This is a genomic window from Streptomyces chartreusis NRRL 3882, assembly GCF_900236475.1.
Classification (GTDB): domain Bacteria; phylum Actinomycetota; class Actinomycetes; order Streptomycetales; family Streptomycetaceae; genus Streptomyces; species Streptomyces chartreusis_D.
The window spans coordinates 7842145-7855858 of record NZ_LT963352.1; the positions used below are offsets into that span (position 1 = coordinate 7842145).

The 13714-nt window shown below is 71.2% G+C and carries 11 protein-coding genes; 6 read left to right on the forward strand and 5 right to left on the reverse strand.

The genetic code is table 11. The features are described from left to right. Window positions 1–6 precede the first annotated feature (6 nt). The 4 genes from SCNRRL3882_RS35535 to SCNRRL3882_RS35550 form a co-directional block, all read right to left on the reverse strand. Window positions 7–549, reverse strand: a complete 543-nt coding sequence (locus SCNRRL3882_RS35535; protein WP_010048987.1) for a DUF1579 family protein — start codon at window positions 547–549, stop codon at window positions 7–9. A gap of 83 nt (window positions 550–632) precedes the next feature. Then, window positions 633–896, reverse strand: coding sequence for an acyl carrier protein (locus tag SCNRRL3882_RS35540; protein WP_010048986.1), 264 nt, complete (start codon window positions 894–896; stop codon window positions 633–635). A gap of 19 nt (window positions 897–915) precedes the next feature. Continuing rightward, window positions 916–2400: an amino acid adenylation domain-containing protein gene (locus SCNRRL3882_RS35545; protein ID WP_040904494.1), complete on the reverse strand. Its 1485-nt coding sequence runs from the start codon at window positions 2398–2400 to the stop codon at window positions 916–918. Beyond that, entirely contained in the window at window positions 2400–3539 is a 1140-nt protein-coding gene (locus SCNRRL3882_RS35550) for an acyl-CoA dehydrogenase family protein (RefSeq protein WP_010048983.1), read from the reverse strand. Before SCNRRL3882_RS35550 ends, SCNRRL3882_RS35545 begins: the two co-directional genes overlap by 1 nt. A 310-nt stretch (window positions 3540–3849) precedes the next feature. Here SCNRRL3882_RS35550 and SCNRRL3882_RS35555 point away from each other — a divergent pair, with 310 nt between their 5' ends. The 4 genes from SCNRRL3882_RS35555 (at window position 3850) to SCNRRL3882_RS35570 (ending at window position 8531) form a co-directional block, all read left to right on the forward strand. After that, window positions 3850–5064, forward strand: a complete 1215-nt coding sequence (locus SCNRRL3882_RS35555) for a 3-deoxy-7-phosphoheptulonate synthase (RefSeq protein WP_010048981.1) — start codon at window positions 3850–3852, stop codon at window positions 5062–5064. Between the two features lie 79 nt (window positions 5065–5143). Next, on the forward strand, window positions 5144–5914 hold the full coding sequence (locus SCNRRL3882_RS35560) for a 2,3-dihydro-2,3-dihydroxybenzoate dehydrogenase (RefSeq protein ID WP_010048979.1): 771 nt from the start codon (window positions 5144–5146) through the stop codon (window positions 5912–5914). Between the two features lie 32 nt (window positions 5915–5946). After that, entirely contained in the window at window positions 5947–6627 is a 681-nt protein-coding gene (locus tag SCNRRL3882_RS35565) for an isochorismatase family protein (RefSeq protein WP_010048977.1), read from the forward strand. Then, window positions 6624–8531 carry a phenazine-specific anthranilate synthase component I gene (locus SCNRRL3882_RS35570; protein ID WP_010048976.1) on the forward strand — a complete coding sequence of 636 codons (1908 nt, stop codon included), beginning with the start codon at window positions 6624–6626 and terminating at the stop codon, window positions 8529–8531. Before SCNRRL3882_RS35565 ends, SCNRRL3882_RS35570 begins: the two co-directional genes overlap by 4 nt. 195 nt (window positions 8532–8726) lie before the next feature. Here SCNRRL3882_RS35570 and SCNRRL3882_RS35575 read toward each other — a convergent pair whose 3' ends face one another. Then, a complete protein-coding gene (locus tag SCNRRL3882_RS35575; RefSeq protein ID WP_231911190.1) occupies window positions 8727–11630 on the reverse strand; it encodes a helix-turn-helix transcriptional regulator in 2904 nt (967 codons plus the stop codon). Between the two features lie 753 nt (window positions 11631–12383). On the opposite strand from SCNRRL3882_RS35575, the gene SCNRRL3882_RS35580 reads away from it, so the two are divergent. Next, window positions 12384–13073, forward strand: coding sequence for a methyltransferase domain-containing protein (locus SCNRRL3882_RS35580; RefSeq protein WP_010048972.1), 690 nt, complete (start codon window positions 12384–12386; stop codon window positions 13071–13073). A 91-nt stretch (window positions 13074–13164) separates the two neighbouring features. Beyond that, on the forward strand, window positions 13165–13704 hold the full coding sequence (locus SCNRRL3882_RS35585) for an SRPBCC family protein (protein ID WP_010048970.1): 540 nt from the start codon (window positions 13165–13167) through the stop codon (window positions 13702–13704). Window positions 13705–13714: the final 10 nt, after the last annotated feature.

Here is a 13714-nt window from a genome sequence, read left to right on the forward strand (position 1 = left end):
TCGCTGTCAGCTCCCCTGCTGCTCCGGGGTGACGTGGCAGTCCTGGGTGTCGTAGTGCTTCCACTCGCCCTCCGCCTCGACGTACGCGTCGAGCTGGAAGTGGTGGTCGCCGAGCACCGTGTACACGTCCTTGGTATTGGTGCGGACCCCGACCTCACCGAGCACACAGAAGCCGCTGAACACCAGATGGCCGTCCTCCTGCCAGCCCGGCGAGGTGACGGTGCCCATCGTCCCCATGGTGTCGATGTAGTAGGACTCGAACTGCTGCTGGACCTCGTTCCAGCCGATGATCCACTTGCCGTCCAGCTTCCAGGTGCCGTCCGCGTACGTCCCGGTGAGGTCCATCTGGATGTAGTGATCGTGCATGACGCGCCGGGTCACCGACTCCATGCGCACCCCGGTGTCGAAGTGGGTGACCATCCTCCCGAGAAGGAAGTCCAGGTCCTTCAGCCGCGGGGACGGCGGCCGGTGCTCGGTGCGGGGCCGTTCCGTCGGACGGCCGGAGAGATAGGTGTTGATCTTGCCCGCGTCGCTGGCGATGTCCGTCATGCTGTCGTCACCCTCGTTTCTTGGCAGTGCTTGGCTGTGGGCCGTACGTGCTGTGCCGCGGCGCGGCGGCAGCCATGCGGTGGTCAGACCGCCGAGTGCTGGAGCTCGCGCACCATTGCCGCGATGCTCCGCACGCTCTTCAGATCGCTGGGGTTGATCCGCAGGGACGGCACCGCGACGCCCAGCTCCTCACGGATGTGCGCCAGGAGGACCACCGTGTTCAGGGAGTTGAGGACGCCCAGCTCCAGCAGGGGCGTGGTCTCCTCCAGTTCGCCCTGCGGGTCCCCGTCGAGAAAACGGTCCCGGATGAACGCGGAGATCTGCTCGGCGATCTCGTCCTGGGCCATGGGTGCTCCTTCGTGTCCGTCACGGTTCGAGCCGCGCGGCGAGCGCGGCCCGGTCGACCTTGCCGTTGCGGGTCCTCGGCAGTTCCGGCAGCAGCCGCAGGACGTCCGCGAGCATGTAGCGCGGCAGCCGCTTCGCGCAGTGGCCGCGCAGCGTGAGAGGGCCGGGCCGGCGGCCCGGCCCGGGCACCACGAACGCGGCCAGCCGGGCGTCCACGCCGTGCCCGGTGACCACCACCACCGCCTCGGCCACATCCGGGTGCGACGTCAACGCCGCCTCCACATCGCCGAGTTCGACACGGTGGCCCCGCACCTTCACCATGTGGTCGCGGCGCCCCACGTAGTCGAACGAGCCGTCCGCGCGCAGCTGCACGATGTCACCGGTGGCATACGCACCGCGCTGCGGCGGGGCACCCCAGTAACCGGTCATCACCGTCGGTCCGTCGACCAGCAGCTCGCCCTCCTCGCCCGGACCGCAGACGGAACCGTCGGCCGCCCGCGCCCAGACCCGGTCGCCGCTCGCCGCCCGGCCGATCGGCACCGGCCGGTCCCGTTCCAGATCGGCGGGCGTCACCTCGTGGTACGTGCAGACGTTCGTCTCGGTCGGGCCGTAGAGGTTCAGCAGCCGGGCCGGTGTCCACGCCGCAAGCCGCCGCACCTGGCCGATCGGGAACGGCTCCCCGGCGAACAGCACGGCACGCAGCGCGTCCGGCGCCGGCCGGTCCGTCAGACCACCGGAGCGCATCATCAGCGTCAGCGCGGACGGTACCGAGTACCACACCGTGATGCGTCGCTCGTACAGGAACTCCACGAGCTGCTCGGGTGCGTAGGCCAGTTCGGAGGGCACCAGGTGCACGGCCGCGCCGACCGTGAAGGCGGCGTACAGATCGAGCACCGACAGGTCGAACGTCAGCGGTGCGTGGTTGGCGAACCGGTCCTCAGGTCCGGGGGCGAGCAGGTCGACCACCCAGCTCGAGAAGGCCAGCGCGTTGCGGTGGCTGATGCAGACCCCCTTCGGGGCGCCGGTCGACCCGGAGGTGTAGAGGATGTACGCCAGGTCGTCCGGCCCGACGGGCTCGGCGAACCGCCCCGGGCCGTCAGGCTCGTCGTCACGGCCGGCCGTGGGCCCGGTCTCCACCAGGTCGGCGCACGGCACACCCGGCAGCAGGGCCGACAGCTCCGTCGTCCGGTCCGCGGTGGTCAGCACCGCCCGTGCCGCGCAGTCGCCGGCCACCAGCGCCACGCGCTCGGCGGGCGCACTGTCGTCGGCGGGCACGTAGGCCGCACCGAGCCGCAGCACGCCCTGCATCGCGGCGACCACGTCGGTCGACTTCCGCGACCAGACGACGACCCGGTCACCGCGGCCGACGCCGAGATCGCGCAGCCGGCGGGCGAACGCGTCGGCGCGACGGTCGAGTCGCGCGTAGTCGAGCGTGCCGTCGGCCGCCACCACGGCGGGCCGGTCGGGATGCTTGACGGCCGAGTCGATGACCAGGTGGTGCAGCATCACAACCCCAGCTCCTTGGCGATGATCTCCCGCTGGATCTCGGTGGTACCGGAGAAGACCCGGGCGGGCAGCGAGTCGCGCAGTTGCTCCTCGACGCCGGTGCCGGCCAGATAGCCGAAGCCGCCGAAGAGCTGCATGGCGTCCACGCCGTTGGCCACCGCCGCTTCGGAGACGGCGGCCTTCGCCAGGGCGATGGCGCTCTTGTCCTCCCGGCCCCCGTCCAGCAGCCAGCAGGCGCGGTACAGCAACAGCCGGGCACCCTCCAGGCGTTGCTTCATGACGGCAGCCCGGTGCGACACCGCCTGGAACTCGCCGATGCGCCGCCCGAACTGGCGGCGGCGGCCCGCGTGCTCGACACACTGCGCGAGCTGCCGCTCCATCAACCCGAGGTAGACGCCGAACAGCGCGGCCCGCTCCCACGCCATGGAGTGCTGGAAGATGCCCGAGCCCTGGCCCTCCGCCCCGAGCAGGTAGCGGCGCGGTACGTGGCAGTCGGTGAACGTGACCCGGCCGGCCAGGCAGTTCGTCAGCCCCATCTTGGTCAGGGGCGCGCCGAACGAGATGCCGGGCAGATCGGCGGGCACGGCGAACGCGGACAGCCCGAGGAACCCCAGTTCCGGGGCCGTGGCGGCGTAGGTGACGACGAGGCCGGCCAGAGGCGCGTTGCTCGCCCAGGACTTCTCCCCGTTCAGCACGTACCCGTCGGACACCGGGCGGGCCGTCACACCAAGACGCCCGATGTCGGAGCCGGCCTCGTCCTCCGTCATGGCGTTGGCCGCGATGATCTCGCCGGACGCCAACCCCGCGAGCAGCGGGCCGCGGACCTCCTCGGCGGCGAAGTCCCGTACCGGGACCGCGCAGGCCAGCAGGTGGGCGGCGATCCCGAAGGCGAGCCCGGTGTCCGGGCAGCCGCGGCTGAACGCCTCCAGGCCCAGCGCAGTGTCCAGCGCGCCGAGCCCGCCGCCGCCGAACTCCTCGGGCAGGCACAGCCCCGTCACACCCATGCCGGCGGCCGTCCGGAAGCCACGGCGCACGGCGTCCGGATCCCCGTCCCGACGGTGCTCGCCGAGACGAACGCCCGACTCCCGAAGGATTTCCGCGTAGCGTTTCTCCTGTGCGGCCGAGAGGTCAAAGTCCATAGCAGTTAAGGGCCTCATCGTGAGGTGGTTATGAACGGCTGCATGCGGGCTCAGGCTAAATTTGCAGTCGAGGGGTGTCACCCCCTAGCCCGCCCCTAGGCGGAATATCAAGAGGCTCGCTCCGCCCTATGTACTGCCTTTGCCTGAAGGGCAGTTGGGTCCTCCGTTGCCGCGCCCCCTATACGCCGCATTCCGAGTCGCCGGGCATCTTTAGGGGTGTCCAGCCGGGCCGGGAGTCGCTCACTATTTTGAGGCGGCCACCGGCGAGCGACACGTAATGGCGGTGATTCGAAGACAGGGAGAACTCCGCATGGATTCGTTGCAGGCGACCGGCACGGAGGCCGGTGAGCCCGACATCCGCTCCCACCCCTTCCTCGACGGCCGCGTGGCGCACCAACAGCCGCAGTGGACCGATCCGGAGGCCGTGGCCGCCGCCCGCGCGGAACTGGCCGGCCTGCCCCCGCTGGTGTCGTACGCCGACACGGCGCGGCTGCGGGACCGGCTGGCCGACGTCGCACACGGCCGCGCCTACGTCGTCCAGGCGGGCGACTGCGCCGAGGACCCGGAGGAGTGCACGGGCGGCTACGTCGCCCGCAAGGCCGGACTGATCGAGATGCTGGCCGGCCGCATGAAGATGCTCACGCACAAGCAGGTGCTGCGCGTCGGCCGCATCGCCGGCCAGTACGCCAAACCGCGCTCCCGCCCCACCGAACGCGTCGGCGGGTACGAACTGCCCGTCTACCGGGGCCACTTGATCAACGGTCCGGAGCCCGACCCGGCGCTGCGCAGACCCGACCCGGCACGCCTGCTGCTGTGCCACCGGGCCGCCGCCGAGGTGCTGGGCCATCTCGGCTGGTCCCGGGGGCCGGACGGCACCCCCGACCACGCCGGCATCCTGTGGAGCAGTCACGAGGCGCTGCTCCTGGACTACGAGGTGCCCCTGCTGCGCCGCACCGAGGACGGGCTGCTGTACCTGTCGTCCACCCACTGGCCGTGGATCGGGGAACGCACCCGGCAGCCCGACGGCGCCCATGTGGCGCTGCTCGCCGCGGTGGCCAACCCGGTGGCCTGCAAGGTCGGGCCCGACACGACCGAGGCGACACTGCTGGAGCTGTGCGAGCGGCTGGACCCGATCCGCCGGCCCGGCCGTCTGACGCTGGTCGCGCGCATGGGCGCCGGCACCGTGGGCCGGCGTCTCCCGCCGCTCGTACGGGCCGTACGGGGCGGCGGCCACCCCGTGATCTGGCTCTGCGATCCGATGCACGGCAACACCGTGACCGCGCCCAACGGGCTGAAGACCCGGCTGCTGGAATCGGTCCTCAGGGAGATCAAGGAGTTCCAGTGCGCCGTTCGTGAGGCCGGCGGTATCGCCGGCGGCCTCCACCTCGAGATCACCCCGGACGACGTCACCGAGTGCGTCCTCAACGAGTCGTCGTTCGACCAGGTAGGCAGGAAGTACACGACGCTCTGCGATCCACGTCTCGACCCTCGGCAGGCCGACTGCGTCGTCACCGCATGGCGTTGAGCACCCCCCGCGTGAACCGCGACGCGCCTCACAGCGAATGGAGTTCCGCACGATGACTCGCACGACGGACAGCCGCGCCATGGAGGGGAAGGTCGCGCTGGTCACCGGCGCGGCCGGCGGCATCGGCGCCGCGGTGGTCCGCGCGATCGCCGAGCGCGGCGGCGTGCTCGCGGCCGTGGACGCCAACAGCGTCGCCCTGAAGGAGACGACCGAGGCGCTCGCCGGAGAGGGCCTGCGGGTGGAGGGCTTCGTCGCCGACGTGACCCGGCCCGACGAGGTCGAGGCGACCGTCGCCGCCGTGGAGGCACGACTCGGCCCCGTCGACCACCTGGTCAACGCCGCCGGCATCCTCCGCCTCGGCGACGCCCGGACCCTGTCGGACACCGACTGGGCCGACACCATCGCCGTGAACGCCACCGGCGTCTTCCACATGTCGCGCGCCGTGGTCAACCGCATGGTGCCCCGGCGCAGCGGCGCCCTCGTCACCGTGGCCTCCAACGCCGCCGGCACGCCCCGGACACAGATGGCCGCCTACGCCGCCTCCAAGGCCGCCGCCACCATGTTCACCAAGTGCCTCGGCCTGGAGGTCGCCGAGTACGGCATTCGCTGCAACCTGGTGGCACCGGGCTCCACGGACACGCCGATGCTCAGCTCCATGTGGCACGACGACAGCGGCCGGGAGGCCACCGTCCGGGGCAGCCTGGAGACGTTCAAGGTCGGCATCCCGCTGCGCAAGCTGGCCGCTCCGCGGGACGTCGCCGACGCGGTCGTCTTCCTGCTCTCCGAAGAGGCCTCCCACATCACGCTGCACGCGCTCACGGTCGACGGCGGAGCCACGCTCGGCGTCTGAACCCTGTCCGGCACACCTGTAGAGGAAACGCCATGCCAGGCATACCGCCCATCGAACCGTACGCCCTCCCCACCCGGGAGAGCCTGCCCGCCAACACCGCCGGCTGGGCACCCGACGCCGATCGCGCCGCGCTGCTCGTGCACGACATGCAGCGGTTCTTCCTCGCACCGCTGCCCGCCGACACCCTGCGCCGGGCCCTGACCGGCAACGTGGCCCGGCTGCGCGCGGACTGCGCCGCCCGCGATGTGCCGGTCGCCTACACCGCGCAGCCCGGCGGCATGACGCCCGAGGAGCGCGGCCTGCTCGCGGACTTCTGGGGCCCGGGCATGTCGCCCGAGCCGGAGCACCGCGAGATCGCCGACGGCCTCGCCCCGGCGCCGGGCGACCAGATCTTCACCAAGTGGCGGTACAGCGCGTTCCACCGCTCAGGCCTGCTGGAGTGGCTGCGCGCCACGGGCCGCGACCAGCTGATCATTTGCGGGGTCTACGCACACGTCGGGGTGCTGATGACCGCCGTCGACGCCTTCAGCCACGGCATCCAGCCGTTCCTGGTCGCCGACGCCACCGCGGACTTCTCCGAGGGCCACCACCGCTCGGCCCTGGAGTACGCCGCCGGGCGCTGCGCCATGGTCCTCACCGGCTCCGACGTCCGGGCCTCCTTCGAGGGCAGCAGCGGGCCCGTGCCCGCCACCGCGCCGGGAGCGGCACAGTGAGCGGCCGGCCCGCCACCGGGCCCGCCGCCGACCTGCTCGGCCGCGTTCTCAGCGACGACCCTCCGCCGTTCGCCCTGCTGCACCGCCCCGCCGCGAACGGCCCCGACGTCCTCGACATCATCGTCGGCGGCATCGGCACCCACACGACCCTGGCGGACCTGCCGTTGCCTCCGGCCACCGCCCCGCCGCCCGCTGCCGCGGGCAGCACGCAGTCCCAGGTGCTGACCCTCGTCCCCTACCGCCAGATCGGCGAACGGGGCTTCGCCTGCGTCGACGACGGAACGCCGTTGCTCGCCATGACCGTCGAGAGCCACACGACCGCCTCGGTCGCCGAGGTCACGGCCGCCATCCCCGATCTCCCGGTCCGGATCACGGACGGCCACTTCGACGTCGACGACGACACCTACGCCGCCACCGTCCGCCGCGTGATCGACGACGAGATCGGCGAGGGCACCGGCGCGAACTTCGTGATCCGCCGGTCGTACGTCGCGCGGATCCCCGACTACTCGCCGCTCAGCGCGCTGGTGGTCTTCCGCCGCCTGCTGCGCCGCGAGGCCGGTGCCTACTGGACGTTCGTCGTGCACACCGGGGAGCGCACCCTGGTCGGTGCCACACCCGAGCGGCACATCACCCTGCGCGACGGCATGGCCGTGATGAACCCCATCAGCGGCACGTACCGCTACCCGCAGTCCGGCCCCGACCTGCCCGGCCTCATGGACTTCATCTCCGACCGGAAGGAGACCGAGGAGCTCTACATGGTGCTGGACGAGGAGCTCAAGATGATGGCCCGCCTCTGCGAACGCGGCGGCTGGGTCACGGGCCCGCACCTGCGCGAGATGACGCGGCTCGCCCACACCGAGTACTTCATCCAGGGCGCCACCGGCCGCGACGTACGGGAGATCCTGCACGAGACGATGTTCGCGCCGACCGTCACCGGCAGCCCGCTGGAGAGCGCCTGTCGCGTCATCAGCGCCTACGAACCGCAGGGCCGCGGCTACTACAGCGGCGTCGTCGCGCTCATCGGCAGGGACCGGCACGGGGCGCAGACGCTCGACTCGTCCATCCTCATCCGCACCGCCGACATCGACCGCGCCGGTACCGTCCGGATCGGCACCGGCGCCACCCTGGTGCGTCACTCCAGCCCCACCGAGGAGGTCGCCGAGACCCGCGCCAAGGCCGCCGGACTCATCGGCGCCCTCACCGGGGACCACGGCGGGTTCCGAGACCACCCCGAGGTCTGCAGCGCCCTGGAGCGGCGCAACCACGTCCTCGCCGACTTCTGGCTGCGCACCGACACCCAGCGGGCGCGGTCCGACCGGGAGCTCGGCGGGCGCCGCGTGCTGATCGTCGACGCCGAGGACAGCTTCACCTCGATGCTCGGTCGGCAGCTCCAGTCCCTCGGGCTGTCCGTGACGGTACGACGCTTCGACGAGCCGTACACCCTCGACGGCCACGACCTGGTCGTGATGGGCCCCGGCCCGGGCGATCCGCTCGCCACGGACCACCGCAAGATCACTTACCTGAACACCGCCGTGGCCGACCTGCTGGCGGAGCGCCGCCCCTTCCTCGCGGTGTGCCTCAGCCACCAGGTGCTCAGCCTGCGGCTCGGCTTCGACGTACGCCGCCGGGGCACGCCCAACCAGGGCACCCAGCGCGCGATCGACCTCTTCGGCCGCGGACGGCACGTCGGGTTCTACAACACGTTCGCCGCCTACAGCGCGGAGGACAAGGTCGAGTGCCCCGGTGTCGGCGTGGTGGAGGTGAGCCGGGACCGTTCGACGGGGGAGGTACACGCCCTGCGCGGCGGCCACTTCGCGTCCCTCCAGTTCCACGCGGAGTCGGTACTCACCCGGGACGGCGAGGAGATACTCGCCGACATCGTCAGAGAACTGATGCGCGTCTAGCCGCCGCTTCGAGCGAGCGTCCCGGGCAGCGCCCCCGGCGACGGTGCGGCATCGCGCGCCCGGCCGGGACGCAGGCGCCGGTCGGCTGTGGCGGGACCGGCTGCCACGGGTGGTGTGGCCGGGGCCGGTGCGGGTTGGCACGTGCGGAGGCGGAGCGGTTCCTCTCCGCACGTGCCGCGGGTCGGGTGCGCCCGGTCAGAAGCCCTGTGCCTCGCCCTTCGGCGTCTCGCCCACGTCCTCGGCGTACACGGACAGTTCGGCCGGCAGATCCGCCCGGCGCTTCACGCCCAGCTTGCGGTAGACGCGGGTCAGATGCTGCTCCACCGTGCTCACGGTGATGAACAGCACCGACGATATCTGGCGGTTGGTGTGCCCCAGCGTGGCCAGCGCGGCCACCCGCAGTTCCGCCTTGCTCAGCCCGTACCCGGACTGCGGCAGACCGCGCTCCGGCTCGGGGTCCGGCGCGCACCCCCCGGGCACCAGCCGGTTCGCCAGGGACTCGGCACCGGACTCCTGGGCAAGCTGATACGCGCGGCGCGTCAGCAGGTGCGCCCGGCCCGGATCGCCGGACTGATGCTGAAGCACGGTCCCCAGGTCTCTCAGGGCCCTGGCCAGCTCCACCTTGTCACCGCAGGCCTGGAGCAGGTCGACCGCCTCGGACAGGCACCGCTTGCGGTGCTCCGCCGGCACCGTCCGGGCGAGCAGGCGCAGCCCCCGGCCGCGCGTGCGGTGGTCGGTACGCCGGTTGCCGGACAGTTCCTCGTGGATCAGACGTGCCGCCTCCGCCCGGTGGTCCAGCCGCAGCTGTGCCCGGGCCAGCTCCAGCCGCCAGGGCACCAGGCCCGGGAGGTCGAGGCGCCACTTCTCCATCAGGTCCGCGCACTGCCGGAAGTCCTCGCACGCCGCGTCCGGCTGACCGGCCGCCAGATGGTAGCGGCCACGCGCGGCGAGATAGTGCACGCCGAGCGGCGTCTGGAACATGCCCGCCGGCGTCGGGAGCGCCAGCCACATGTCGGCCTCGTGGTGCCGTCCGGCCTCCGCCGCGCAGGTGATGAGCGTGCCCAGCGGCCCGGCCACCAGCACGCCCCAGCCCTGCGGCGTGAGCGACTCCAGCGCCGACCTGGCGCACTGCTCGGCCCTCCCGAGGTCGCCCAGCCGCAGCAGCGCCTCACCCCGGATCCCCTCCAGGATCGCCTGCCAGACCGGCGCACAGCGCACCCCCGCCTGGTCCAGCACGGCATCGGTCCAGGCCACGACCCGGTCCGGGCGGCCCGCGTACAGCATGGCCAGCAGCGCCCCGGCCGGCACACCGGGTGCACCGGTCTTGCCGTCGTACCGCCGGAGGAGCTGCTCGCCGCGTGCCACCACGTCACAGTCCGGCTGTGTCGTCAGCGCCTGGTGGAGGAGGGTCACCGCCTCCAGTTGCGGGCTCACGACCGGCGTACGCGGCGCCCAGCCGTACATCCCGTCGGGGCAGTGGGTGTCCGCCAGGACCTCCGAGCGGCACAGCGCCACCAGCAGGTGCAGCACCCGGAGTTCGGCGGCCTGCGTCTCCTGCTCCTCGTCGAGTTCGAGCTGTGCGAGCAGGTCGTCCGCCTCGCCGACCCGCCCCTGCCACAGCAGCGGCGGCAGCACCGAGGCGATCCGGGGCAGCGACGCCCCGCGCTCCCGGATCGTCTCCAGCAAATCCGGCAAATACGTTTCGGCGGACAGCGGATTGGCCTGCCAGCGCGCCGTCAGCATCAGCGCCTCGATACCCGCGCGCTGCTCCTCGTCGGTCTCCGCCCGCCACGCCTGCCGCAGACACGCGCCGGCGAACTCCGGGCGCCCCGACGCCAGCGCGTGCACCGCAGCCTCCAGGAGCACGGGCGCCGCCCAGCTGCCCTCGACCCAGTCCGCCGCGATCAGATGGCCGGCCAGCACGTTCGGCCCCGCCTCCTGGTGGCGCAGCACCTCCGCGGCCCGCGAGTGCAGCACGCGCCGGTGCTCCACGGTGAGGTCGCCCAGCACGGAGCGGACGATGCGCGGATGACGCAGCTCGTGGCCCTCCACCAGACCGGACATGCGCAGCAGGTGCAGGGCGCGCAGGGCCGACTCCTGGGTCGTGCCGAGCATGGTGGCGAGGACGTCGAGAGTCGTAGCCCGGCCCAGGACGGCCAGCGCCTGTGCCACCCGCCGCACCTGCGGCTCGTGCCGGTACAGGCAGCCGAGCACCGCCTGGTCGAACAGACCGCCCCGGGACGGCGATGAGCCGTCCCCGTCGGCCTGCTGCGCCGGCAGGTCGTCCATGAGGGCGCGTGCGAGGAGCGGACTGCCGCCGGTCACGGTGAACGTCCGTTCCGCGGTCCTGCGGGCATCGGCCGCGCCCGGGTCCGGGCCCGCCAGCAGGGCCAGGGAGTCCTGGGTGAGTGGCTCCAGCGTGATCCGCGAGAAGTGCGGCTGGCTCAGCAGCTCGGCGCGGAAGTGGGGGTGGGGGAGCCGCAGCAGGGGAGCCTCGGTCATCAGCACCAGCATCGGCGAGTACCGCAGCCGCCGTATGACGTAGAGCAGGCACTGCAGTGACGCCTCGTCGGCGTGCTGGACGTCGTCCACGGCCAGCACGAGCGGGCCGCGGTGCGCCAGTTCGCTGAGGGAGGAGAACAGACGGCTCAGGACGGGCGCCTGTTCGACGGGAGAGATCCGGTCGACGGCCGACGGCCGTCCGGACAGCTGTGCCACATCGGTGTGCTCGGGAAGCAGGCCCCGCACGTCCTGGCGGGCCTGCTCCGGTAAGTGTGCGCCGTGCAGCAACTGGCCGATGACGCCCAGCGGTATGTCGCGCTCGGCCTGCGACGCCACGGCCCGCAGCACCTGGGCCGCCTCGCCGGAGAAGTGGTCGGTGAGGGCTTCGAGGAATGACGTCTTGCCGCTGCCCACCGCTCCGGTGATGAGGGCGGCATGGCCTCGGCGCTGCCCGTGGCAGTCCTCGAACGCCGTTCGTATGTGCCTGAATTGCTCCTCGCGCTGGGCCAGAACCACTCGGTACGCTTTCTCGTGGGTGGAAGGTCGGTCGGTGGAGACGGTGTGCCGCAGGACGGCGCCGGGAGGATTCCACGACACCGCGCGCTCCTGGGCCGAAGGCCGATGCGTCACGTCGGGGGCCGGTTCCGGCCGGGGCTGGACCGGTCCGCCGGCGGGTTCGCCGGAACCGAAAGGTCCGCTCGTGTCCTCGCGCCGGAAAGGCAGTCGGCGCGAGGGTAACGGCTCGCCTGTGTCTGCCGGATCCTCGCCCAGGTCGTGGCGACGACCTGGAGCCTCCCGCTGTACGTGCTGATACATCCCCGTCCCCCTGAACTTGGAGCTGTTGCGGGGGCAGGGCCGAGCCGTCTCACAGGCACGGTCGCTGTGCGTCCCCCGACGTTCCAACACGTGCTCACCGTGCCGGTACGACCGACCCGGCACGGTGAAGCCGCTCGCGGCGAAGATCCTTCGGTTCGACGCCCCTGCTGCGGCCTTGTAATGAGATTCGAGTGTGACACACCCGGAACAACTCGGTTACCCCACAATTCATAGGTGAACCAAGTCGATCTAGGGGAATCTAGGGGTTGACAGGACGGAGTTCTGGGCTCACGGAGAGAGCAAGGGCATTCTTTTCACGGAGTGCCACCATTGCGGATTGAATGACTCCGCATTCGGGTGTACGCGGCACCGATTCCGGGGTGCCGGTTGCCCGAGGCACCTGACGAAGTCTGCGACCGGGTATTGGCGCACCGCGGGGCACCTCGGCATAGTGCGGGAGTCGTCGAACACGACGCCGAATCGGCCGGCAACTCCTGTCGGCCGTCAGGTCCCAGACGGAAGGCTGCCGCCACGATGACGAACAATGTCCGGACCGGACAAGAAGAGACGGAACGGCTGCTGGGCGAGGCATCCGGAACAACGGAATTCGAGTTGCTGGGGCTCGAGTGGACCCTGCTGCCCGACGTTTTCGCCCCGTTCCACTCGCCATCGACGGCCAACTATTCCCAGTGGCTGCCCTATCCGGCCGGAGGCACGCTGCTGGAGATGGGCTGCGGCGCCGGCGTCACCGCCGTCTACGCCGCGCTGAGCGGGTGCGCCGGGGTCACAGCCGTGGACATCGTGCCCGCCGCCGTCGACAACACCCGCCGCAACGCCGAACGGCACGGTGTGGCCGACCGCGTCCGCGTCCTGGAAAGCGACATGTTCGGCGCGCTCGGCACGGGTGAACGGTTCGACCTCGTCTTCTGGAACTCCAACGCCATCGAGGCGCCGGCCGACTTCGTCTACACCAAGGATCTGGAGCACTCCGTCCTCGACCGTGGCTACCAGAGCCACCGCGCCTACCTGCGAGAGGGGCCGCGCCACCTCACCGACGACGGCAGGCTGTTCATAGGGTTCAACAGCCGTGGAGACCTCGACCACCTCCAGCGCATCGCGGACGAAGAGGGCCTGCGCCTGGAGAAGGTCGACTCCACGAGCCATGAATTCCCCGACCGCGTCGTCGAGTTCCGCCTGTTCGAAATCATCCGCGCGGGCTCCTGATCCGCCCCGCAGAACCGTCGGCCCGGGCGACTTGACGGATACCGGGCGCACAAATTGACCCGTCTTTTCGTGCGGTGTCATGATCCCTGACATGGAGACGTCAATTCTGGATCAGCGACCCCTCTTCGACATCGGAGCCGAAATCCGCATGGCGGTCGGCGCGAAGGAGATATACGAGGCGGTCAGCGACCTGCCGAGGCACGCGGAGTGGAGCACCGAACTCCGCGGCGGCGAATGGATTTCCGGAACCCCCGGTGAGGTGGGATCCATCTACCGCGGCGAGAACTACCGCGCCGACGACATCGTGGAATGGGCACCCCTGATCCGGGGGATCTGGCACACCAAGTCGGAAGTGATGACCACCGAGCCCAACCGTCGCTTCCGCTGGCGCATCCACTCCAAGACCGGAGAACCGCAGGAACTCATCTGGACCTTCGACATCACCCCCGACGGTGAGGAGTGCGTCGTGGCCCAGAAATTCTGGATGGGCTGGGCGTCCCCCGGGATCCACGAGATCACCAAGGACATGGAGGAGCCGGAGAAGCGGCGGTTCATCACGGAGTGGACCGCCAAGCTGGAGAACGACATCCTGCTGACCCTGGAACGGATCAAGAAGGTCCTCGAAGCGTAGCGGGCAGCCG

Bases quoted from the DNA above. Each gene is read 5' to 3' on its own strand.
- SCNRRL3882_RS35545 (WP_040904494.1), bottom strand. From the start codon at position 2,400: ATGCTGCACCACCTGGTCATCGACTCGGCCGTCAAGCATCCCGACCGG.
- SCNRRL3882_RS35580 (WP_010048972.1), top strand. From the start codon at position 12,384: ATGACGAACAATGTCCGGACCGGACAAGAAGAGACGGAACGGCTGCTG.
- SCNRRL3882_RS35560 (WP_010048979.1), top strand. From the start codon at position 5,144: ATGGAGGGGAAGGTCGCGCTGGTCACCGGCGCGGCCGGCGGCATCGGC.
- SCNRRL3882_RS35535 (WP_010048987.1), bottom strand. From the start codon at position 549: ATGACGGACATCGCCAGCGACGCGGGCAAGATCAACACCTATCTCTCC.
- SCNRRL3882_RS35565 (WP_010048977.1), top strand. From the start codon at position 5,947: ATGCCAGGCATACCGCCCATCGAACCGTACGCCCTCCCCACCCGGGAG.
- SCNRRL3882_RS35585 (WP_010048970.1), top strand. From the start codon at position 13,165: ATGGAGACGTCAATTCTGGATCAGCGACCCCTCTTCGACATCGGAGCC.
- SCNRRL3882_RS35540 (WP_010048986.1), bottom strand. From the start codon at position 896: ATGGCCCAGGACGAGATCGCCGAGCAGATCTCCGCGTTCATCCGGGAC.
- SCNRRL3882_RS35555 (WP_010048981.1), top strand. From the start codon at position 3,850: ATGGATTCGTTGCAGGCGACCGGCACGGAGGCCGGTGAGCCCGACATC.
- SCNRRL3882_RS35550 (WP_010048983.1), bottom strand. From the start codon at position 3,539: ATGGACTTTGACCTCTCGGCCGCACAGGAGAAACGCTACGCGGAAATC.